Annotated in this window: 21 protein-coding genes; 13 read left to right on the top strand and 8 right to left on the bottom strand. The window is 67.3% G+C overall.

Annotated features, from left to right (window positions below; genetic code table 11):
• Positions 1–188: hypothetical protein (locus BRO63_RS34365; RefSeq protein ID WP_218824125.1), on the top strand; the 188-nt coding region annotated here is incomplete at its 5' end.
• Here the strand turns inward: BRO63_RS34365 and ilvD are convergent.
• The 3 genes from ilvD to BRO63_RS29630 all read right to left on the bottom strand — a co-directional run bounded on the left by ilvD (position 166) and on the right by BRO63_RS29630 (position 3,971).
• The gene (gene ilvD / locus BRO63_RS29640; protein WP_088143200.1) at positions 166–2,034 is read right to left on the bottom strand and encodes a dihydroxy-acid dehydratase; all 1,869 of its coding nucleotides are present in this window, start codon (positions 2,032–2,034) and stop codon (positions 166–168) included. The two genes, BRO63_RS34365 and ilvD, sit on opposite strands and share 23 nt — an antisense overlap.
• 107 nt (positions 2,035–2,141) lie before the next feature.
• Entirely contained in the window at positions 2,142–2,963 is an 822-nt protein-coding gene (locus tag BRO63_RS29635) for an AraC family transcriptional regulator (RefSeq protein WP_088143199.1), read from the bottom strand.
• A 117-nt stretch (positions 2,964–3,080) separates the two neighbouring features.
• A complete protein-coding gene (locus tag BRO63_RS29630) occupies positions 3,081–3,971 on the bottom strand; it encodes a LysR family transcriptional regulator (RefSeq protein WP_088143198.1) in 891 nt (296 codons plus the stop codon).
• Between the two features lie 112 nt (positions 3,972–4,083).
• On the opposite strand from BRO63_RS29630, the gene BRO63_RS29625 reads away from it, so the two are divergent.
• Together BRO63_RS29625 and BRO63_RS29620 are read left to right on the top strand one after the other, a co-directional pair.
• The gene (locus BRO63_RS29625) at positions 4,084–4,629 is read left to right on the top strand and encodes a GNAT family N-acetyltransferase (protein ID WP_088143197.1); all 546 of its coding nucleotides are present in this window, start codon (positions 4,084–4,086) and stop codon (positions 4,627–4,629) included.
• Complete coding sequence (locus BRO63_RS29620; RefSeq protein WP_088143196.1) at positions 4,626–5,801, top strand: MFS transporter; 1,176 nt, start codon at positions 4,626–4,628, stop codon at positions 5,799–5,801. The genes BRO63_RS29625 and BRO63_RS29620 overlap by 4 nt, the downstream gene beginning before the upstream one ends.
• On the opposite strand, the gene BRO63_RS29615 is transcribed toward BRO63_RS29620, so the two are convergent.
• Complete coding sequence (locus tag BRO63_RS29615; RefSeq protein ID WP_088143204.1) at positions 5,772–7,067, bottom strand: YcxB family protein; 1,296 nt, start codon at positions 7,065–7,067, stop codon at positions 5,772–5,774. The genes BRO63_RS29620 and BRO63_RS29615 overlap by 30 nt on opposite strands.
• Before the next feature lie 40 nt (positions 7,068–7,107).
• Positions 7,108–7,827, bottom strand: a complete 720-nt coding sequence (queC, locus tag BRO63_RS29610) for a 7-cyano-7-deazaguanine synthase QueC (RefSeq protein WP_088143195.1) — start codon at positions 7,825–7,827, stop codon at positions 7,108–7,110.
• Between the two features lie 221 nt (positions 7,828–8,048).
• Here queC and ppc point away from each other — a divergent pair, with 221 nt between their 5' ends.
• The 4 genes from ppc (at position 8,049) to BRO63_RS29590 (ending at position 14,519) form a co-directional block, all read left to right on the top strand.
• A complete protein-coding gene (gene ppc, locus BRO63_RS29605; protein WP_088143194.1) occupies positions 8,049–10,898 on the top strand; it encodes a phosphoenolpyruvate carboxylase in 2,850 nt (949 codons plus the stop codon).
• Positions 10,899–11,305: 407 nt separating this feature from the next.
• On the top strand, positions 11,306–12,241 hold the full coding sequence (locus BRO63_RS29600; protein ID WP_088143193.1) for a 3-hydroxyacyl-CoA dehydrogenase family protein: 936 nt from the start codon (positions 11,306–11,308) through the stop codon (positions 12,239–12,241).
• Positions 12,242–12,418: 177 nt separating this feature from the next.
• Positions 12,419–13,759 (top strand): short-chain fatty acid transporter, encoded by a 1,341-nt coding sequence (locus BRO63_RS29595; RefSeq protein WP_088143192.1) that lies wholly within the window; start codon positions 12,419–12,421, stop codon positions 13,757–13,759.
• 31 nt (positions 13,760–13,790) lie between these two features.
• On the top strand, positions 13,791–14,519 hold the full coding sequence (locus BRO63_RS29590; protein ID WP_054459427.1) for an SDR family NAD(P)-dependent oxidoreductase: 729 nt from the start codon (positions 13,791–13,793) through the stop codon (positions 14,517–14,519).
• 47 nt (positions 14,520–14,566) lie between these two features.
• On the opposite strand, the gene BRO63_RS29585 is transcribed toward BRO63_RS29590, so the two are convergent.
• Positions 14,567–15,349 carry an IclR family transcriptional regulator gene (locus BRO63_RS29585; protein WP_088143191.1) on the bottom strand — a complete coding sequence of 261 codons (783 nt, stop codon included), beginning with the start codon at positions 15,347–15,349 and terminating at the stop codon, positions 14,567–14,569.
• Between the two features lie 145 nt (positions 15,350–15,494).
• Between BRO63_RS29585 and BRO63_RS29580 the strand changes: the two genes are divergently transcribed.
• The 6 genes from BRO63_RS29580 to BRO63_RS29555 are packed head-to-tail and all read left to right on the top strand — an operon-like array spanning position 15,495 to position 19,308.
• Positions 15,495–16,184, top strand: a complete 690-nt coding sequence (locus tag BRO63_RS29580) for a 3-oxoacid CoA-transferase subunit A (protein ID WP_013396544.1) — start codon at positions 15,495–15,497, stop codon at positions 16,182–16,184.
• The gene (locus tag BRO63_RS29575) at positions 16,181–16,825 is read left to right on the top strand and encodes a 3-oxoacid CoA-transferase subunit B (protein WP_013396545.1); all 645 of its coding nucleotides are present in this window, start codon (positions 16,181–16,183) and stop codon (positions 16,823–16,825) included. The genes BRO63_RS29580 and BRO63_RS29575 overlap by 4 nt, the downstream gene beginning before the upstream one ends.
• A 52-nt stretch (positions 16,826–16,877) precedes the next feature.
• Positions 16,878–17,153, top strand: coding sequence for a muconolactone Delta-isomerase (catC, locus tag BRO63_RS29570; protein WP_043546701.1), 276 nt, complete (start codon positions 16,878–16,880; stop codon positions 17,151–17,153).
• 13 nt (positions 17,154–17,166) lie between these two features.
• Positions 17,167–17,463, top strand: coding sequence for a YciI family protein (locus BRO63_RS29565; protein WP_088143190.1), 297 nt, complete (start codon positions 17,167–17,169; stop codon positions 17,461–17,463).
• Between the two features lie 19 nt (positions 17,464–17,482).
• Positions 17,483–18,262, top strand: coding sequence for a 3-oxoadipate enol-lactonase (gene pcaD / locus BRO63_RS29560; protein ID WP_088143189.1), 780 nt, complete (start codon positions 17,483–17,485; stop codon positions 18,260–18,262).
• Positions 18,263–18,267: 5 nt separating this feature from the next.
• Positions 18,268–19,308: a cyclase family protein gene (locus tag BRO63_RS29555; RefSeq protein ID WP_088143188.1), complete on the top strand. Its 1,041-nt coding sequence runs from the start codon at positions 18,268–18,270 to the stop codon at positions 19,306–19,308.
• A 75-nt stretch (positions 19,309–19,383) separates the two neighbouring features.
• Here BRO63_RS29555 and BRO63_RS29550 read toward each other — a convergent pair whose 3' ends face one another.
• Together BRO63_RS29550 and grxD are read right to left on the bottom strand one after the other, a co-directional pair.
• Positions 19,384–19,947, bottom strand: coding sequence for a UbiX family flavin prenyltransferase (locus BRO63_RS29550; RefSeq protein WP_088143187.1), 564 nt, complete (start codon positions 19,945–19,947; stop codon positions 19,384–19,386).
• A gap of 8 nt (positions 19,948–19,955) precedes the next feature.
• Positions 19,956–20,282: a Grx4 family monothiol glutaredoxin gene (gene grxD / locus BRO63_RS29545; RefSeq protein ID WP_042797530.1), complete on the bottom strand. Its 327-nt coding sequence runs from the start codon at positions 20,280–20,282 to the stop codon at positions 19,956–19,958.
• Positions 20,283–20,313: the final 31 nt, after the last annotated feature.

The raw sequence follows: 20,313 nt of genomic DNA, 5'->3' as shown, positions 1-20,313 counted from the left end.
GAACGCTCCGGACCGCAATCGTGGGCGCGAGCCGCCACGCCGCCCGCGCCGACGGGCGACCCACGAAGCACAACGGCAGTAGCAGCTACAACAGCCCTAAAAAGAGAGCAAAAAAAAAGCGGCGCCCAAAAGCGCCGCCCTTCAAAAAAAATCAGCAGTCAGCAATCACCGCTTACCCTTCTGCTTAAGCTGCGACAAATCCCGCACCGCCCCGCGATCCGCCGAAGTCGCCAACGCCGCATAAGCCTGCAAGGCCTGCGACACGACCCGCTCGCGACCCACCGGCTCCCAGCCGTCAGCCCGAGCATCCATCGCCGCGCGGCGGCGTGCCAGTTCCTCGTCGGAGACGGCCAGATGCATCTTGCGGTTCGGGATGTCGATCTCGATCACGTCGCCTTCTTCCACCAGGCCGATCGTGCCGCCTTCCGCCGCTTCCGGCGACGCGTGGCCGATCACCAGGCCCGACGAGCCGCCCGAGAAGCGGCCGTCGGTGAACAGCGCGCAGGTCTTGCCCAGGCCCTTGGATTTCAAGTAGGACGTGGGGTACAGCATTTCCTGCATGCCGGGGCCGCCCTTGGGGCCTTCGTAGCGGATCACCACCACGTCGCCCGCGACGATCTTGTCGCCCAGGATGCCTTCGACGGCGTCGTCCTGGCTTTCGAAGACGCGCGCGCGGCCGGTGAAGACCCATTGCGATTCGTCCACGCCGGCCGTCTTCACGATGCAGCCCTTTTCAGCCAGGTTGCCGTACAGCACGGCCAGGCCGCCGTCCTTGGAGTAGGCGTCTTCCTTGCTGCGGATGCAGCCCGTCTTGCGGTCGGTGTCCAGCGTCAGGAAGGTCGCGTCCTGGCTGAAGGCCACCGTGGTCGGGATGCCGCCAGGCGCCGCGCGGTAGAACTTCTGCGCTTCTTCGCCGGCGCCGCCCGCCACGTCCCATTGCTTGATCGCGTTGCCCAGCGTGCCGCTGTGCACGTTGCCGCAGGACAGGTCCAGCAGGTCCGCGCGCGCCAGTTCGCCCAGGATGCCCAAGATGCCGCCGGCGCGGTGCACGTCTTCGATGTGGTACTTGTCGGTGGCGGGCGCCGCCTTGCACAGGCACGGCACCTTGCGCGAGATGCGGTCGATGTCGGCCATGGTGAAGTCGACGCCGGCCTCCTGCGCCGCGGCCAGCAGGTGCAGCACGGTGTTGGTCGAGCCGCCCATGGCCACGTCCAGCGCCATGGCGTTCTGGAACGCGCTCTTGGTGGCGATGCTGCGCGGCAGGACCGACTCGTCTTCTTCCTGGTAGTAACGGCGGCACAGGTCCACGACCAGGCGGCCGGCCTGTTCGAACAGGCCCTTGCGCCAGGCGTGCGTGGCGACGATGGTGCCGTTGCCCGGCAGGGCCAGGCCGATGGCTTCGGTCAGACAGTTCATCGAGTTGGCGGTGAACATGCCGGAACAGGAGCCGCAGGTCGGGCAGGCGCTGCGTTCGACTTCGGCCACTTCGGCATCCGACACCTTGGGGTCGGCGGCCTTGATCATGGCGTCGATCAGGTCGATCTTGGCGATGACCTTGCCGTCGGTGGGCGACTTGACCTTGCCCGCTTCCATCGGACCGCCCGACACGAACACGACCGGGATGTTCAGGCGCATGGCGGCCATCAGCATCCCCGGGGTGATCTTGTCGCAGTTCGAGATGCAGACCATGGCGTCGGCGCAATGCGCGTTGACCATGTATTCGACCGAGTCGGCGATCAGCTCGCGCGAGGGCAGCGAATACAGCATGCCGCCGTGACCCATGGCGATGCCGTCGTCCACGGCGATGGTGTTGAATTCCTTGGCGACACCGCCCGCGGCTTCGATTTCCTTGGCGACCAGCGCGCCCAGGTCGCGCAGGTGCACGTGGCCCGGCACGAACTGCGTGAACGAGTTCACTACCGCGATGATCGGCTTGCCGAAGTCGTCATCCTTCATGCCGGTGGCGCGCCACAGGGCGCGGGCGCCGGCCATGTTGCGGCCGTGGGTCGAGGTGCGGGAGCGGTAGTGCGGCATGGTTTGTCTCTGGCTGTAGCTGTTAGCGTAGGCGGCAAAACGTTAAATAATACGCTGGTTCCGGGCGCGGCCCGCCGCCGGCCGCCCCTGGGACGCCTCCGCGGCCATCAGGCGGACGCCACGCCGCGGGCCGCGAAGGCGCTGGGCGGCTCGCCCACGGCCTTGCGGAACATGGCGGCGAAGGCGCTGGGGCTTTCGTAGCCCAGGTCCAGCGCCACTTCCAGCACGCGCTCGCCGCGCGCCAGCCGTTCCATCGCGGCCAAGAGCCGCGCCTGCTGGCGCCAGCGGCCGAAGGTCATGCCGGTGTGCCGCAGGAACAGGCGGTGCACGGTCTTCGGGTCCACCCCCAGCGCGCGCGCCCAGTCGGCCGCGCCGTCCTGGCGTTCCGGGTGGCGCACGATGGCACGGCAGATGCGCGCCAGGCGGGGCTCGGAGGGCTGCGGCAGATGCAGCGGCAGCACGGGTTCCTGGCGCAGTTCGTCCAGCAGCAACATCATCAGCCGGCCGTCGCGCGTGTCGGGCGCCCAGTCCAGCGGCACCTCGGCGGCCGCGACCATCAGCTCGCGCAACAAGGGCGAAATCGACAGCACGCAGCATTGGGCGGGCAGGTGTGCGGCGGCGCCCGGCTCGACGAACACGGTGCGCATGCGCGGCTCGCCGCTCATGCGCAGGCCGTGCGACACCCAGGCCGGCACCCAGACGCCGCGCGTGGGCGGCACCACCCAGATCCCGGCGTCGGTGTCCACCACCATCACGCCGGAGATCGCATAGAGCAATTGGGCGCGGCGGTGCCGATGGCGGCGCACGCGGTGGCCGTCTTCGTAATCCACTGCCAGTCCGGCGACGGGCCGCTTCGAGGATTCGTAGGGGAAGAGGTCCAGGTCCGCGGGCTTGTAGGGCACGCGGGGCGAAGAGGCGGACTTGTCCATTTTGCGATGATTACGGTTCAAATGGCGAGGGATGGTCTATGCCAGTGTACCCATGCGCCGCGCCGGCCCGTCCACGCTTGTTGTCCGCTGGCGGCGGACGCGTCCAAGCCTGAGCGCTCAGCCGCGCAACGCCAGCAGCGACTCCTGCAGATGCCGCAGGCCGCGGCTGAGCGGCTTGTCGCGGCGCAGGACGATGGCCAGGCTGCGCGACAGGCGCGGCGCCAGCGACCGAACTGCCAGCGCCTCGCGCTGGCCCGCGCCCGACACGGCCAACCGGGGCAGGATCGCGCAGCCCAGGCCGGCGGCGACGATCTCCTTCATGGCCTCGGTGCTGCCCAGTTCCATCACGGGCCTGGCGGCCAACCCGGCATCCTCGAACCAATCGTCCACCAGGCGGCGGGTGCGCGCGCCCGGTTCGAACAGCACCAGCGGCAGCTGCGCCAGCGCCTGCGGCGTGACGGCGGCGGGAATGGCGGCCGCATCGCCCGCGGGAAAGATCGCCACGAACTCGTCCTCCAGCACCGGCGTGACCTGGAACATGCGTCCCGGCGCGGGCAGCGTAACCAGGCCGATATCGAGCGTGTTGTTCTCCAGCCCGCGCAGCATGTCGGCCGTGTTGCCGGTGCTGGCCACGATGTCCAACGCCGGAAAGCGCCGCCTCAGGTCGGCCAGGATCGGCGGCAGCAGATAGGTGCAGGCGGTGGCACCCGTGCCCAGGCGGACGCGGCCGGACACCTGGGAGGCATGCGCGGTCATGGCGAGTTCGGCCTGCGCCAGCGCGGCATCGATGACGCGCACGTGCTCCAGCAATTCCAGCCCGGCCGCGGTCGGGCCGGCGCGGCGGCCGATGCGCTCCACCAACTTCAGGCCAAAGCGCCGCTCCAATTGGCGGATCTGCAGGCTGACGGCGGGCTGGGTCACGCCGCCCCGTTCCGCGGCGGCGGAAAAGCTGCCCAGTTCGATCACCTGCGCAAAGGTACGCAGGTGATCCAGATTAAGGCCGCGCATCGCTGAGTCCAAAGTTTTACTTATACAAATCATAATGGACCAAAGCTTTATTAATAAATAAGCCTGCGCGACACTGGCGGCTTCTGTCTTTTTCATCTCTCACGGCCCTCCCATGTCGTCCTCCGCCCTCACCATCCTCATCCGCGACAGCGCGCCAGCCGATCTTCCCGCCATCAAGGCCCTCTACGCCCACCACGTGGAGCACGGCACGGCCTCGTTCGAACTGGAGCCGCCGTCCATCCAGGAAATGCGCCAGCGCCGCGCCGCCGTGCTGGAAAAGGAAATGCCATATCTGGTGGCCGAGGTCGACGGCGAAGTCGTGGGCTACGCCTACGTCACCCCTTATCGTCCGCGTCCCGCCTATCGGCACACGGTGGAAGACTCGGTGTATGTGAAGGCGGGCCGCTCCGGCCTGGGCATAGGCGGCAAATTGCTGGCCGCGCTGATCGAGCGCTGCACCGCCGCCGGCTGGCGCCAGATGCTGGCCGTAGTGGGCGACAGCCGCAACGCGGCGTCGCTGGCGCTGCACGCAAGCCAGGGCTTCCATCCCGCCGGCACGCTGCGGTCCGTGGGCCACAAGCACGGCGAATGGCGCGATACCGTGCTGATGCAGCGCGCGCTGGGCGAAGGCGACGCCATGCCGCCGCAGCGGCCGTGATCGCTGCGCGCGCCATCGTCTGCCTGGGCCTGACACAGCTGATAGGCTGGGGCGTGACGTACTACCTGATCGGCGCCCTGGGTCCGGCCATGGCGGCCGATCTGGGCTGGAACGCCGCCACCGTCTACGGCGGCTTTTCGGCGGCCATCGTGGTGATGGCCATGGTGTCGCCGCTGGCCGGCATGGCCGTGGACCGCTGGGGCGGGCACCGCGTCATGCCCGTGGGCGCGCTGCTCTCGGCGCTGGGCTGCGCGGCCCTGTCCATGGCGCACGCCATTCCCCTGTACTTCCTGGCCTGGGCCGTGCTGGGCGTGGGCATGCGGCTGTGCCTGTACGACGCGGCCTTCGCGTCCCTGGCGCGCGCGGCCGGCCCCCTGGCGCGCCGGCCCATGTCGCAGATCACGCTGTTCGGCGGGTTGGCCTCCACCGTGATGTGGCCGGTGGGCCATGCGCTGTCGGGCTGGCTGGGCTGGCGCGGCGCGGTGCTGGCCTACGCCGGCCTGGCGCTGGCCACGGTGCCGCTGTATCTGGCGCTGCCGCGCGAACGCTACGCCGCAGCCCCGGGCGGCAAGGACAAAACGTCGGCCGGCCTCACCCGCAACGCGGCCGAACGCCGGCTGGCGGGCGTGCTGTACGCGCTGATCGCCATGCTGACCAACTTCCTGGCGGCGGGCAACGCGGCCCACCTGATTTCGCTGCTATCGGGCCTGGGCCTGGCCGCGGCGGCCGCGGTCGGCGTGGCGGCCCTGTGGGGCGTCGGCCAGTTCGCGGCCCGGCTCGCGGACGTGGCGCTGGGCTCGCGCCTGCATCCGCTGACGCTGACGCTGGCGGTCGGGACGATCCTGCCCCTGTGTTTCCTGCTGGCCGTGCTGTCCGGCGGCAACCTCTACGCCACCGCCGCGTACGCGCTGCTTTACGGCGCCTGCAACGGCCTCTTGACCATCACGCGCGGCACCTTGCCGCTGGCGCTTTTCGATTTCCGCAGCTATGGCGCGCTGGTGGGCGCCCTGCTGGTTCCCAGCTTCCTGCTGACAGCGGCCTCGCCGGTCGCTTATGCCTACGTTGCCGAAAGCCACGGCGCGCGCGGCGCGATGATGCTGTCGCTGGGCCTGGCCGCGGTGATCCGCGCTGCGGCGTTCGCCCTAAGAGGCAAGTTCATTGCGCGCTGCTGACCCGCGGCCGCCGACGATGCGTTCGACCAAGGCAAGCTGGCCGCCATCGAGCGCGCGCAGGGGCAGGATCAGGGGTTCGCTTTCGCGCCGCAGCAGGATCAGATGCTCGCCCTGGCGCTCGACCCCTGCAAAGCTGGCCGCGTCGAAGCTGTTGCACCAGTCATCCTGCCAGACCTCGAGTCTGTCATCGTGGAGCCGTACCTCGTACTCTTCGGCCGGCATCCGCTGGTGCAGCCGCCGGGCAAGCGCTTGCGCCTGCCGACGCCGCGCCCAGGGCTGCAGGACGATGGTGGCCGCGGCGAGCGCCCAGAGGCCGAGCACATACTGCCAGATGGTGCTCGCGAACATCTCGGCGAAGAGCGGCAATGCGTGACGGAAGGGGATCCGCTCGGAGTCCAGCAGCCAGAGCACGATAAAGCACAACGGGACGAGGAGCGCGGTGATCAGGAAGGCCAGCATGTAGCCGCGGCGGCGACGGCGCTGCATGCCGGGACGCTCCATTTGCCAACGCAGCGCTACAACGCGGTCTTCCTCGGCGTACATGAAGCGGGACACCAGCAGCGGCGGCGGATCGGAAGCCGTGCCCTGTTCCAACGGAAGGCGAGCCGCCCCGCCGGCGCCGGCATGGCAGGTTGCGGCCCATGCCTTGATCTGCTCGACCTGCCCGGCAGACAGCGCGCTCAACGGCAGGGCGTAGACATCCTCGATGTTCCTGAGCCGGACGATGAGATGCGCGCGGACTTGCGCCACGCCATCGATGCGCGAGCAGGCGAGAACGGTCTTGCGTCCAGGCTGGGTCACGTCCAGGCCGTCCGGCCCGAAACGATAAGTCACGGCAATGGGCTGGTCGAGATGCTCGTCGCGGCACCAGCGCTGCAAGCTGCGGCGCACGATCGCGGGCTGAACCGCGTAATAGGCCAGGACCGGTATGGCAACAAACAGAATGGCCAGGCCGCCCAGGCCGAACAGATCATGGAAAAAGGTGGAGGCAAGGCGGCCCGCGCCCTCTCCCCCACTTTTCCGCCAGGTGGGGATCCCCATCGCCAGCAGCATCAGCAGCGCCACCCACCCGAGCAGGTACAGCAGGCGCCGGCGCGCCGCCGCAAACATGTCGGCAAAGGTGTAGAGCGCCGCCGCTGTCCGCGCCTCCAAGTCGATCGGAGCCACGACCCTGAAGGCGTCCGCCGGCTCCCCGGCGGTGTTCCCGCGTGGGGCTGCGTCGCGCGATGCGTGTCCCGCATGGCGGACAGCCTCGTGTTCAAGCATGGGGATTCCGTCGCCGTCGGCAGTGACTCGCCGGATCATCTCAACCTTCGGCGGCTGATGCCACCACCCACTTTTCCCAGCCGATCTTCCTGAGCTTGCAGGCGGGACATTCGCCGCAGCCATAGCCCCAGTCATGGCGCGCGCCGCGTTCGCCCAGGTAGCAGGTATGGCTTTCCTCGACGATGGTTTCCACCAGCGCGTCGCCACCCAGCTGATGCGCCAGCGCCCAGGTCTCGGACTTGTCGATCCACATCAGCGGCGTCTCGATCGTGACCCGGGATCCCAGGCCCAGCCCCAGCGCCACCTGCTGCGCCTTGATGGTGTCATCGCGGCAATCGGGATAGCCGGAGAAATCGGTTTCGCACATGCCGCCCACCAGCACGTCCAGCTGGCGGCGGTAGCCCAGCGCGGCGGCCAGGGTCAGGAACAGCAGGTTGCGGCCGGGCACGAAGGTGTTGGGCAGGCCATTGGCCTGCATCTCGATGGCGCGGTCGCTGGTCATGGCGGTATCGCCCACCTGGCCCAGCACCTTCAGGTCCAGCAGATGGTCTTCGCCCAGCCGCGGCGCCCAGTCGGGAAAGTTGGCGCGGATCTCGCGCAGCACGTTCAGGCGCGCGGTCAGTTCGATGTGGTGGCGCTGCCCGTAATCGAACGCCACGGTTTCCACATGGGCATAGCGCTCCAGCGCCCAGGCCAGGCAAGTGGTGGAATCCTGGCCGCCCGAAAACAGCACGAGCGCGCGACGTTGATGATTTTGCATAAAAGGGGGCTTCTGGAAAGACGAAGGGACGGCAGGCTTGTACGCACAGGGAGCAGCCAGCCTTTAGTGTAAACATGCTGCTGGCGGACTTTAAAGTGCCCCCGGCGGTTGCCGCTAAAAGTCTGCGTAAAATCTTCCTGATTCTTTTTCCCGGTTTACCTGCAACGCCTCTTCTTACCTACCTTTCCCCTTTCTCAGCAGCCTCGACGGATCCCCGCCAGATGAATGCCATGCGCCCGCAGTCCGATTCAGCAGAACCCTTGCGTCACGATATCCGGCTGTTAGGCCGATTACTGGGCACCGTCATCGAGGAATGCGAAGGAAAACGCGTCTTCGACACCATCGAGACCCTGCGCCGCACGGCCGTGAAATTCCGCCGCGAAGGCAACGACGCAGACGGCAAATTGCTGGAACAGCGCGTCAAGCGCCTGCAAGGCAGCGATCCCAACTCGGTGGCGCGAGCCTTCAGCTATTTCCTGCACCTTTCCAATATCGCCGAAGACCGCGACCAGAACCGCCGCCAGCGCGCCCGCGCCATCGCCAGCGGCGCGCCGGAGCGCGGCAGCCTGCGCGACGCCGTACAGACCCTGGGCCGCCAGGGCGTGGGCGTGGCGCGCATCCGCCGCCTGCTGGCCGAGGCCTGCGTGATGCCGGTGCTGACCGCCCACCCCACCGAAGTGCAGCGCAAGAGCACGCTGGATGTGCACCGCGAGATCGCCAGCGCGCTGACGCAGCGCGAAGGCACGCTGACGCCCGAAGAACTGGCCGACCTGGACGCTTCCCTGCTCGGCCGCGTGGCCACGCTGTGGCAGACCCGCATGCTGCGCTACACGCGCCTCACGGTGGCCGACGAAATCGAGAACGCGCTGTCGTACTACCGCAGCACCTTCCTGCAAGTCATTCCGCGCGTGTACGGCGACCTGTCCAAGCTGCTGAGCCGGGAATCCGCCAAGCCCTTTGCCGCCCCGCCCGCGCCGCTGGAACCGTTCCTGCGCATGGGCAGCTGGATCGGCGGCGACCGCGACGGCAACCCCAACGTCGACGCCAGCACGCTGGAACGCGCATTGCTGCGCCAGGCCACCGTGCTGTTCGAACACTATCTGCAAGAGGTCCACGCGCTGGGCGCGGAGCTGTCGGTCACCACCTTGCTGATCGGCGTGGACGCCGAACTGCTGGCGCTGGCCGATGCCAGCGGCGACGATTCGCCGCACCGCCGCGACGAACCCTACCGTCGCGCGCTGGTCGGCGTGTACGCGCGCCTGGCCGCCACCGCACAGCGCCTGACGGGCCAGGACCTGGCGCGGCGCAGCACCGTCGCGGCAGCCCCCTACGAAGGTCCGCAAGAGCTGTCCGCCGATCTGGCCGTGATCGCGGCGTCGCTGGCTGCCCACCATGGCTCGCCCATCGCCAAGCTGCGCCTGGCCGGCTTGCAGCAGGCCGTGGAAGTGTTCGGCTTCCATCTGGCCACGGTGGACCTGCGCCAGAGTTCCGACGTGCACGAACGCGCGCTGGCCGAGCTGTTCACCCTCGCTGGCACGCAGCGCGACGGCAAGCCGCTGGACTACCTGGCGCTGAATGAAGAGCAACGCGTCGAACTGCTACGCGCCGAACTGGCGCAGGCGCGTCCGCTGGCCTCGCCCTGGATCGCCTATAGCGAAGACACCACGCGCGAGCTGGCCGTGCTGCGCGCCGCCGCCGCCGGCCGCGCGCGCTACGGCAAGCAGGCCGTGCGCCAGACCATCGTGTCGCACACCGAAACGCTGAGCGACCTGCTGGAAGTGATGGTGCTGCAGAAGGAAGCCGGCCTCATCGCCCCCGCCGGCCAGGAGATCCAGCCCGAGGACGGCCTGATGGTCGTGCCGCTGTTCGAGACCATTCCCGACTTGGAGCGCGGCGCCGACATCATGGCCGCCTGGCTGGACCTGCCGGAAATCCGCCAGCGCGTGAAGCTGGCGCAGAACGGCGCGCAGGAAGTCATGCTGGGCTATTCGGACAGCAACAAGGACGGCGGCTTCCTCACGTCCAACTGGTCGCTCTACCAGGCCGAACGCGCGCTGGTCGACGTGTTCTCGGCCCGCAACGTGCGGCTGCGCCTGTTCCACGGCCGCGGCGGTTCGGTCGGACGCGGCGGCGGCTCCAGCTTCGACGCCATCCTGGCGCAGCCCCCGGGCACCGTGGCCGGCCAGATCCGCCTGACCGAACAGGGCGAGGTCATCCAGAGCAAGTACAAGGACGCCGAAGTCGGCCGCTGGCACCTGGAACTGCTGGTCGCCGCCACGCTGGAATCCAGCCTGGCGCCGCGCGCCGAGGCCACCAGCGCGGAAGACGCGCACATGGCCCAGCACGGCCCGGCCATGTCCTTCATGTCCGAAACCGCGCAGCGCACCTACCGCGGCCTGGTCTACGACACCCCGCGCTTCGCCGACTACTTCTTCGCCGCCACGCCCATCAGCGAAATCGCCGGCCTGAACATCGGCTCGCGTCCGGCCTCGCGCAAGAAGGGCCAGCGCATCGAAGACCTGCGCGCTATTCCCTGGGGCTTTTCCTGGGCGCAATGCCGCCTGATGCTGACCGGCTGGTACGGCATGGGCTCGGCCATCGAGGCCTATCTGGAAACCGGCGCCCCCGACGCGCCCCGCTCGCGCCGCGGCCGCCTGGCCCAGCTGCGCGAAATGGCGCGCGACTGGCCCGCCTTCCGCACGCTGCTGTCCAACATGGAAATGGTGCTGGCCAAGTCCGACCTGGCGATCGCCGCGCGCTACGCGCAGCTGGTGCCGCAGCGCGGCGTGCGCGAGCGTATCTTCGGCGCCATCAGCGCCGAGCACGGCCGCACGCTGGCCATGCTCAAGCTGCTGACCCAGCGCGAACTGCTGGCCGACAACCCCACGCTGCAGGCGTCGCTGCGCGAGCGCTTCGCCTACATCGATCCGCTCAATTACCTGCAGATCGACCTGATCCGCCGCCACCGCGCGGCACAGAAGCATCCCGAGGCCGAGGTCGACAAGCGCGTGCAGCGCGCCATCCACCTGACCATCAACGGGATCGCGGCGGGGCTGCGCAACTCGGGCTGAGTCCGGCCATCCCGGGGGACGGGGCCGCGCGCAGCGTCGCCCCGTCCCTTTTGCAGCAGCCCTTGGCTGCGTCTCTACCGCGGTGTCTCCACTGCGTATCCCTACTGCGATATCGCGGCGGCTGCATCCCTGGTGCGGTACCCGCCGCATTCGTCCGCGTCCGTCTCGCGCTGACGCCCCTCTCACCGTCCGCCAGACGGACACCCAAAAATCCCCATTTGTCCGCTCCCCGCGACTTTTAGTACTATCTCTTTCAGAAATTCTATATACGCACAAATGTTCGTATATAGAACATAAAGATTTTTCTGGCCAGGCGCACAGGAAGGCACACCGGAAGAGACAGAAAGCACCCTGGTTCCGCCCGTGCCCGCCCGCAAGCCCGGCGTCTCAGCACCAAGCGAACCATCATGGATACTCCCCTCAAGAATCTCGCCATCGTCGGCGCAGGCGCCATGGGCAGCGGCATCGCCGCGCTGTTCGCCTCGAAGGGACTGAACGTCGTCCTGATCGACCCGATGGCAGGCGCCCTGGAGCGCGCGCTCCAGACCATCGACCGCCAGCTCAATGTCTACGCTCCCGGCCAGGTCCAGGAAGCGATGCAGCGCATCCAGGTGGCGCCCGGGCTGGAAGCGGCCTGCAACAGCGACCTGGTGATCGAGGCCGTGCCGGAAAACCTGGAACTCAAGCGCGGCATCTTCGCCAAGCTGGATTCCCTGTGCCCCGCGCACACTCTTTTCGCCACCAACACCTCGGGCCTGTCCATCAACGCCATCGCCAGCGCGGTGGTGCGCCGCGACCGTTTCGTGGGCACCCACTTCTTTACGCCCGCCGACGTGATTCCGCTGGTGGAAGTCGTGCGCAACGACGGCACGTCGGAAGACACCGTGGCCCAGGTGATGGCCACCTTGCGTTACGTCGGCAAGCGCCCGGTGCTGGTGCGCCAGGACATCCCCGGCTTCATCGCCAACCGCATCCAGCACGCCCTGGCGCGCGAAGCCATCTCGCTGCTGGAGAAAGGCGTGGCCAGCGCCGAGGACATCGATGAAGTGGTCAAGTGGAGCCTGGGCATTCGACTGGCCCTGTCGGGTCCGCTGGAACAACGCGACATGAACGGCATCGACGTGCACTACGCGATCGCCAGCTATCTCTACAAAGACCTGGAAAACCGCACCGAACCTTCCGAACTCCTGAAGAGCAAGGTCGAAAGCGGCCAGATCGGCGCCAAGAGCGGCCAGGGTTTCTACACCTGGAGCCCCGAGCGCCGCGAACGCGTGCTGCGCGAGAAAAGCGCCGCGCTGGGCGAACTGGCCGCGTGGCTCAACGGCAAGGCCAGCGGCTCCTGACGGTTCCGCCAGCAAGCATTCACTACATAAGGCGCGGGGCTTCCCGCCACCAGCGCCAGCGGGCCACAAGCCCAACCACACAAAGAAAGCAATCGTCCCACCCGCCCCCGCCGACACCCGGCGCCGGGCGGCGCAAGACGCGAAAAAACAGCCTGACCGGAGTTTGTAGGAAGCATCATGAATAAACTGGCTTCATTCTTTACCGAGCTGATGCGCAAGTATCTGCCCGATCCCTTCGTCTTCGCGATCACGCTGACCCTGCTCACCGTGCTGCTGGCCATGGGCGTCGAAGGCAAGGGCATCGGCGACATCACCCGCGCCTGGGGCAACGGCTTCTGGAGCCTCTTGGCCTTCACGACCCAGATGGCCGTGATCCTGGCAATGGGCTATGTGCTGGCCACCGCGCCGCTCACCGACCGCCTGCTCAACCGCATCGTCAGCCACGTGCACAAGCCGCATACCGCCATCATCGTGGCGACGCTGGTCGGCGGCATTGGCAGCTACCTGAACTGGGGCTTCGGCCTGGTCATCGGCGGCATCGTCGCCAAGAAGCTGGCGCTCAAGGTCAAGGGCGTGCACTACCCGCTGATCATCGCTGCCGCGTACAGCGGCTTCACCATGTACGGCCTGGGCCTGTCGGCCAGTATTCCCGTGCTGGTGGCGACGCCCAACCACCCCACCGCCAAGCAGATGGGCACCATCCCGCTGTCGGAAACCATTTTCTCGGTGCCCATGCTGATCACCAGCCTGGTCATCATCGTGACGCTGCCGCTGCTCAATGCCTGGCTGCACCCGAAGAAGGGCGAGAAGATCGTTGAAGTGGACCCGGCCATCGATCGCGACGCCAACACGTCCAACGCCGCCGAAGACATGCTGGAAAAGGGCACCATCGCCTCCAAGCTGAACAACAGCCGCATCCTGAGCCTGCTGATCGGCGCGCTGGGCATCGCCTACGTGACCTTCCACTTCATGGACGGCGGCTCGCTGGACCTGAACCTGATCAACTTCATCATCCTGTTCCTGGGCATCATCCTGCTGGGCACGCCGGCCGCCTACGTGGCCAAGCTGACCGAAGGCATCAAGACGATCTCCGGCATCATCCTGCAGTACCCCTTCTACGCCGGCATCATGGCCATCATGGCCGCTTCCGGCCTGGTCACCACGATCTCCCAAGTGTTCGTCGACGTGGCCACGCCCGAATCGCTGCCGTTCTGGGGCCTGATCAGTTCGTTCGTCATCAACTTCTTCGCGCCGTCGGCCGGCGGCCACTGGGTCATCCAGGGGCCGTTCATGATCGACGCCGCCAAGGAAATCGGCAGCGCGCTGAACCAGACCACCATGGCCGTCATGCTGGGCAACGCCTGGAACGACCTGGTGCAGCCCTTCTGGATCCTGCCGGCGCTGGCGCTGTCCAAGCTCAAGCTGCGCGACGTGATGGGCTATACCGTCATCATGATGCTGTGGGTCGGCGTGATCCACATCACCGCCGTCCTCCTGTGGGGCTATCTGACCCACTGACCGGCGCGCTTACTCTAGGAACGGAACCGATATGAGCAAACCTACTGCGTATCTCGTGACCGGCGGCAGCGCCGGGATCGGGGCGGCGATCATCCGCATGCTGCTGGATGCGGGGCATAAGGTCGTCAACATCGACTACAAGCTGCCCGAGAACCCGCCCGCGGGACTGGTGTCGTATCAGGCCGACCTGACCGACGAAGCGCGCACCAAGGAAGTCGCCCGCGAGGTGACCGCGGCCTACAACATCGTGGGCCTGGTCAACAATGCGGGCGCGACCCGCCCCGGCACGGCCGACACGGCCACGCTGGCGGACCTGGACTACGTGGTCAACCTGCATCTGCGCACCGCGCTGATCCTGGTGCAGGCCGCGCTGCCCGCCATGCGCGAAGCCGGCTTCGGCCGCATCGTGAACATGTCGTCGCGCGCCGCGCTGGGCAAGCCGGACCGCGTGGTCTATTCGGCCACCAAGGCCGGCCTGGTGGGCCTGACCCGCACGCTGGCCATGGAACTTGGCGGCGACGGCATCACCGTCAATGCCATCGGTCCCGGCCCCATCGCCACCGACCTGTTCACCAAGAGCAACCCGGCAGGCGCGCCCCAGACCGAACGCATCATCAACAGCATCGTGGTCAAGCGCCTGGGCACGCCCGAGGACGTGGCGCGCGCCGCGATGTTCTTCCTGTCTCCGGACAACGGCTTCGTCACCGGCCAGATGCTGTACGTCTGCGGCGGCACGACGCTGGGCGTCGCCCCCATCTGAGGCCCGCCATGCGCACGCCAGCCGCCGGCATCCGCCCCCTGCCCCGCCTAACGGCGCAGCAGGGCGTGGTTGATCTGGTCGGCCGCGTGGCGCAGGGGCGGCAAGAAGGCCGCCAGCATTTCCTCGCGCGTAAAGCGATTGGCATGGCCGCTGACGTTCATCGCGGCGATCACGCGGCCGCTGCGGTCCATGATGGGCACGGCCACCGACTGCAGCCCCGGCTCCAGCTCCTGCGCGACGCAGGCGTAGCCGTCGGCGCGCACGCCGGCCAGCACGCGCTTGAGTTCGGGGATATCGGTGACGGTGTGCGGGGTGTAGGTCTGGATCTGGCTCAGCGCCAGCACCCGGTCCAGCTCCGGCTCCGCCAGCCCCGCCAGCAGCACGCGGCCCATCGAGGTCACCCAGGCCGGCAGGCGGCTGCCCACGGCCAGGTTGATGGTCATGACCTTGTGCGTGGACAGGCGCAGGATGTAGACGATGTCCGCGCCTTCCAGCACCGACACGGAGCACGACTCCCGCGTCTGCTCGGCCACTTCCTCCATGTACGGCAGCGCCAGGTTCCACAGCGGCGTGCCGGACAGGTAGGCGTAGCCCAGTTCCAGGATGCGCGGGGTCAGCGAGAACTTGCGGTCGTCGACGGTGACGTAGCCCAGGTGCTCCAGCGTCAGCAGGATGCGGCGCGCGCCGGCGCGGGTCAGCCCCGTCACCGCCGCGACCTCGGACAAGGTCATCTCCGAACGGTCGGGGCCGAAGGCCCGGATCACGGACAAGCCGCGGGCGAAGGACTGCACGTAGCTGTCGCTGGGTTGCTGGGTATCTTGCTCGGCCATCCGTCTACCGCGAAAAGAGTAAATGGGGATGACGCCGCGCCGGCTCGCCTTGACGCTCGGCTTATCCCCATGAAACGATGTTCTTCAGAAGAACGAAAGTTCTAATTAAGAACAAATTATGACACGCCACCTATGAGCAAACATCATGATTTCTAAGCTTGTTGCAAGCGCGGCGGCCGCCCTGGCGGACGTACCCGACGGCGCCACCGTCATGATCGGCGGCTTCGGCACGGCCGGCCAGCCCATGGAACTGATCGACGCCCTGCTGGAGCAGGGCGCGAAGGACCTGGTCATCATCAACAACAACGCCGGCAACGGCACCACCGGCCTGGCCGCGCTGCTGGGCGCCAACCGCGTGCGCAAGATCATCTGCTCGTTCCCGCGCCAGGTGGACTCGCAGATCTTCGACGGCCTGTACCGCAGCGGCAAGATCGAGCTGGAACTGGTGCCCCAGGGCAACCTGGCCGAGCGCATCCGCGCCGCCGGCGCCGGCATCGGCGCGTTCTTCACGCCCACCGGCTACGGCACGCCGCTGGCCGACGGCAAGGAAATCCGCGAGATCAACGGCCGCCAGTACGTGCTGGAGTACCCGCTGCACGCCGACTACGCGCTCATCAAGGCCGAACGCGGCGATCGCTGGGGCAACCTGGTCTACCGCAAGACCGCCCGCAACTTCGGCCCCATCATGGCCAGCGCGGCGCGCGTGGCCGTGGCGCAGGTGCGTGAAGTGGTCGAACTGGGCGAGCTGGACCCGGAAACCGTTGTCACCCCCGGCATCTTCGTGAAACGCGTCGTGCAGATCGCAGCCACCCCGGCCGCCAAGGAGCAGCAATGAGCACCAAACTGACCCGCGACCAGATCGCCGCCCGCGTGGCGCAGGACATTCCTGAAGGCGCCTACGTGAACCTGGGCATCGGCCTGCCCACGCTCGTCGCCAACCATCTGCCGGCCGACCGCGAAGTCATCCTGCACACCGAAAACGGCATGCTGGGCATGGGCCCCGCCCCCGCCAAGGGCGAGGAAGACTACGACCTGATCAACGCCGGCAAGCAACCCGTGACCGAACTTCCGGGCTGCTCGTTCTTCCACCACGCCGATTCGTTCGCGATGATGCGCGGCGGCCACCTGGACATCTGCGTGCTGGGCGCCTTCCAGGTGTCGCAGCACGGCGACCTGGCCAACTGGCACACCGGCGCGCCCGACGCGATTCCCGCCGTGGGCGGCGCGATGGACCTGGCCATCGGCGCCAAGGACGTCTTCGTGATGATGGAACTGCAGACCCGCGAAGGCCAGAGCAAGCTGGTCGAGGCCTGCACCTATCCGCTGACCGGCGTGCGCTGCGTGTCGCGCGTGTACACCGACGTGGCCGTGTTCGACATCCGCGCCGACGGCGTGACCGTCATCGACATGTTCGGCGACACCACCGCCGATGAGCTGCTGCGCCTGACCGGCCTGCCGCTGAAGTTTTCCCGCTGAGTTTTGTGCGCGCTCCGGCACCGCCGGAGCGGCTTTACAGGAGAGAGTCATCATGTTGTTCATGGTTCAAATGCAAGTCAATCTTCCCGTCGACATGCCCGCCGACCGCGCCGACAAGCTGAAGGCCGACGAAAAGGCCCTGGCACAGCAGCTGCAGCGCGACGGCAAGTGGAAGAACCTGTGGCGCGTGGCCGGCCGCTACGCCAACGTCAGCATCTTCGACGTCGAAAGCAACGACGAGCTGCACACGCTGCTGTCCTCGCTGCCGCTGTTCCCGTACATGGACATCAACGTCACGGCGCTGGCGCGCCACCCCTCGGCAATCTGACCAGGAGCGGCTGATGCCCTACATCATCGAAACCTTCGACAAGCCCGGCCACCAGGAAGTGCGCCAGCAGCATCGCGCCGCGCACCTGGAATACCTGGACGCCAACAAGCAGCTGCTGCTGGCCTGCGGCGCCAAGCTGCAGGACGACGGCAAGGACGCCGGCGGCGGCCTGTACATCGTGGCCCTGGAAACGCGCGAAGCCGCGCAGCAGTTCATCGACGCCGATCCGTTCTCCCTGGCCGACCTGTTCGAGCGCGTGACCATCACGCGCTGGCGCAAGGCCTATGTCGACGGCGTCTGCCATCTGTAATCGCAAGGAATAAACCCGCATGTCTTACGCCGATCTCAGCCAGGCACGGCTGTATTACGTCATCGATGGCCCCGCCGACGCGCCGGTGCTCGTGCTCTCCAACTCGCTGGGCACCTGCTCCGACATGTGGGCCCGCCAGATTCCCGAACTCAGCAAGCACTTCCGCGTGCTGCGCTACGACACCCGCGGCCATGGCAAGTCGTCGATTCCCGAAGGCGAGTACAGCTTCGAGCAACTGGGCAACGACGTCGCCGAACTGCTGGCGCACCTGAACATCAAGCGCGCGCACTTCTGCGGCCTGTCGATGGGCGGCCCCACCGGCCTGTGGCTGGCGCTGGCGCGTCCCGAACTGCTGGACAAGCTGATTCTCTGCAACACCGCCGCGCGCATCGGCTCGGCCGAAGGCTGGAGCGCCCGCATCGCCGCGGTCGCCGAACAGACCCTGGAAAAGATGGCGCCCACGCTGGTCGAACGCTGGCTCACCGACAGTTACCGCGCGGCCGAGCCGGGCCTGACCCAGGTGCTGATCGACATGCTGCGCCGCACGCCGGACGCTGGCTACTCGGGCAACTGCGCCGCGCTGCGCGACGCCGACTTCCGTGAGCAAGTGGGTGGCATCAAGGCGCCCACGCTGGTCATCAGCAGCACGCACGACCTGGCCGCCACCCCGGCCCAGGGCCGCGAACTGGCCGAAGCCATTCCCGGCGCGCGCTACTTCGAAATGAACACCTCCCACATCTCGAACTGGGAGCAACCGGAAGTCTTCACCCGCACGGTCGTCGACTTCCTGAAGGGGTAAGCGGCATGCAGCGCTGGAAACACCGGCCCGAAGGCTCCAATTGGGGCGACTTCGGGCCCGACGACCAACTCGGCCGCCTGAACCTCATCACCGAAGAACAGGTCCTGAAAGGCGCGCGTGAAATCCGCGCGGGCAAGACCTTCTGCCTGTCGCTGCCGCTGGACCTGCCCGGCGGCAACGTGCTCAACCCGCGCCGCCATCCGCCGCAGCTGAGCCCCACGCGCCTGGCGGACACGCCCTACCTGAACTTCCCGCTGCGCAACGTCAACCCGGACGCGGTGGACGTGCTGAGCGACGACCAGGTGCTGCTGTCGATGCAGTATTCGACGCAATGGGACGCGCTGGCCCACGTGGGCGCCCTGTTCGACGCCGATGGCGACGGCAAGCCCGAACTGCGCTACTACAACGGCTACCAGGCCGGCGTGGACGTCATCGGCCCGGCTGACGGCGACCATACCGGCTGCGGCTGCAACAGCGGCGGCCCGTCAGCGGCGCTGAAGCTGGGCGTGGAAAACCTGGCGCAAAAGGGCATGCAGGGCCGCGGCGTGCTGGTGGACCTGTTCCGCCACTACGGCCCCGGCCGCACGCTGATCGGCCACGCGGAACTGATGCATGTACTGAAGACGGACGGCATCAGCGTCGAAGCCGGCGACATGCTGGTGCTGCGCACCGGCTACGCGGAAGCGGTGGTCGCCATGAACGGCACGCCCGACGCCGAAACGCTGCACACCTACGGCGCGGCGCTGGACGGCACCGACCAGGCGCTGCTGCAATGGATCACGGACAGCGGCATCGCCGCCATCTGCGCCGACAACTACGCCGTGGAAGCCTACCCCGCGCGCGAGAAGACCGGCCCACGCGCCATGCTGCCGCTGCATCACCATTGCCTGTTCAAACTGGGACTGCCGCTGGCGGAACTCTGGTACCTGAAGGACCTGGCCGACTGGCTGCACGCCAACGGCCGGCACCACTTCATGCTGACCGCCCCGCCCCTGCGCCTGCCGCATGCAATCGGTTCGCCGGTCACGCCGATCGCAACGGTGTAATCGCCAGCAACCCGGCGCCATCGCGCAAATGAAAAGAGCTCCAGACCTGGAGCTCTTTTTTTGATGCGGCGATCGTTACTTCATGCCTTCCCAATGTGGTCCCGGCACGACGATATCGAACAGCTCCAGCACCCGCGCCACGGTATGGTCCACCATCTCTTCGATGGAAGCGGGCCGGTGGTAGAACGCGGGCAGCGGCGGAAACACGATGCCGCCCATTTCGGTAACGGCGGTCATGTTGCGCAGATGCGCCAGATTGAAGGGTGTCTCGCGCACCATCATCACCAGGCGCCGGCGTTCCTTGAGGGTGACGTCGGCGGCGCGGGTGATCAAGTTATCCGAGAGGCCGTGGGCCACGGCCGCCAGCGTGCGCATGGAGCACGGCACGATGACCATGCCGGCCGTCTGGAACGCGCCGCTGGCTAGCGTGGCGCCCACGTCTCGCACGCTGTGCACGTGGTCGGCCAGGGCATAGACATCGTGACGGCTGACGTCCAGCTCGTGCTTGATGTTCAGCACGCCGGAGGCCGACACCACCAGATGCGTTTCGACATCGTCCACGCCGCGCAATGCCTGCAGCATGCGCACGGCGTACAGGGAGCCCGTGGCGCCCGTGATGCCGATGACCAGTCGCCGCATGGGCTTGATCAGGCCGTTGCGCCGGATTGATCCAGCAGCGTCTTCAGTTCGCCGGACTCGTTCATCTCGTTCATGATGTCCGAACCGCCGATGAATTCGCCAGCCACGTACAGCTGCGGAATCGTGGGCCAGTTGGAGAATTCCTTGATGCCCTGGCGGACTTCGTCGTCTTCCAGCACATTGACGGTGACCAGCTTCTTCACGCCACAGCCCTTCAGGATCTGGATGGCCTTGCCGGAAAAGCCGCATTGCGGGAATTGGGCGGTGCCCTTCATGAACAGCACGACGGGGTGCTGGGTCACGGTTTCGCGGATGAATTCTTGAACGTCGCTCATGGTGGTCTCTTGGACAGGCATAACGGAATAC

The organism is Achromobacter xylosoxidans, assembly GCF_002192695.1.
Lineage (GTDB): Bacteria > Pseudomonadota > Gammaproteobacteria > Burkholderiales > Burkholderiaceae_B > Achromobacter > Achromobacter xylosoxidans_C.
The sequence above is the reverse complement of the archived record's forward strand: the minus strand, read 5'-3'. Positions and strand labels throughout refer to the sequence as shown.

Excerpts from the sequence above, each read along its gene's own strand:
- BRO63_RS29595 (WP_088143192.1), top strand. The coding sequence starts at position 12,419 with ATGAATAAACTGGCTTCATTCTTTACCGAGCTGATGCGCAAGTATCTG.
- ilvD (WP_088143200.1), bottom strand. The coding sequence starts at position 2,034 with ATGCCGCACTACCGCTCCCGCACCTCGACCCACGGCCGCAACATGGCC.
- BRO63_RS29615 (WP_088143204.1), bottom strand. The coding sequence starts at position 7,067 with ATGCTTGAACACGAGGCTGTCCGCCATGCGGGACACGCATCGCGCGAC.
- BRO63_RS29565 (WP_088143190.1), top strand. The coding sequence starts at position 17,167 with ATGCCCTACATCATCGAAACCTTCGACAAGCCCGGCCACCAGGAAGTG.
- BRO63_RS29555 (WP_088143188.1), top strand. The coding sequence starts at position 18,268 with ATGCAGCGCTGGAAACACCGGCCCGAAGGCTCCAATTGGGGCGACTTC.
- BRO63_RS29625 (WP_088143197.1), top strand. The coding sequence starts at position 4,084 with ATGTCGTCCTCCGCCCTCACCATCCTCATCCGCGACAGCGCGCCAGCC.
- BRO63_RS29575 (WP_013396545.1), top strand. The coding sequence starts at position 16,181 with ATGAGCACCAAACTGACCCGCGACCAGATCGCCGCCCGCGTGGCGCAG.
- queC (WP_088143195.1), bottom strand. The coding sequence starts at position 7,827 with ATGCAAAATCATCAACGTCGCGCGCTCGTGCTGTTTTCGGGCGGCCAG.
- BRO63_RS29585 (WP_088143191.1), bottom strand. The coding sequence starts at position 15,349 with ATGGCCGAGCAAGATACCCAGCAACCCAGCGACAGCTACGTGCAGTCC.
- ppc (WP_088143194.1), top strand. The coding sequence starts at position 8,049 with ATGAATGCCATGCGCCCGCAGTCCGATTCAGCAGAACCCTTGCGTCAC.
- catC (WP_043546701.1), top strand. The coding sequence starts at position 16,878 with ATGTTGTTCATGGTTCAAATGCAAGTCAATCTTCCCGTCGACATGCCC.
- BRO63_RS29600 (WP_088143193.1), top strand. The coding sequence starts at position 11,306 with ATGGATACTCCCCTCAAGAATCTCGCCATCGTCGGCGCAGGCGCCATG.
- BRO63_RS29550 (WP_088143187.1), bottom strand. The coding sequence starts at position 19,947 with ATGCGGCGACTGGTCATCGGCATCACGGGCGCCACGGGCTCCCTGTAC.
- BRO63_RS29635 (WP_088143199.1), bottom strand. The coding sequence starts at position 2,963 with ATGGACAAGTCCGCCTCTTCGCCCCGCGTGCCCTACAAGCCCGCGGAC.
- BRO63_RS29580 (WP_013396544.1), top strand. The coding sequence starts at position 15,495 with ATGATTTCTAAGCTTGTTGCAAGCGCGGCGGCCGCCCTGGCGGACGTA.
- grxD (WP_042797530.1), bottom strand. The coding sequence starts at position 20,282 with ATGAGCGACGTTCAAGAATTCATCCGCGAAACCGTGACCCAGCACCCC.
- BRO63_RS29630 (WP_088143198.1), bottom strand. The coding sequence starts at position 3,971 with ATGCGCGGCCTTAATCTGGATCACCTGCGTACCTTTGCGCAGGTGATC.
- pcaD (WP_088143189.1), top strand. The coding sequence starts at position 17,483 with ATGTCTTACGCCGATCTCAGCCAGGCACGGCTGTATTACGTCATCGAT.
- BRO63_RS29590 (WP_054459427.1), top strand. The coding sequence starts at position 13,791 with ATGAGCAAACCTACTGCGTATCTCGTGACCGGCGGCAGCGCCGGGATC.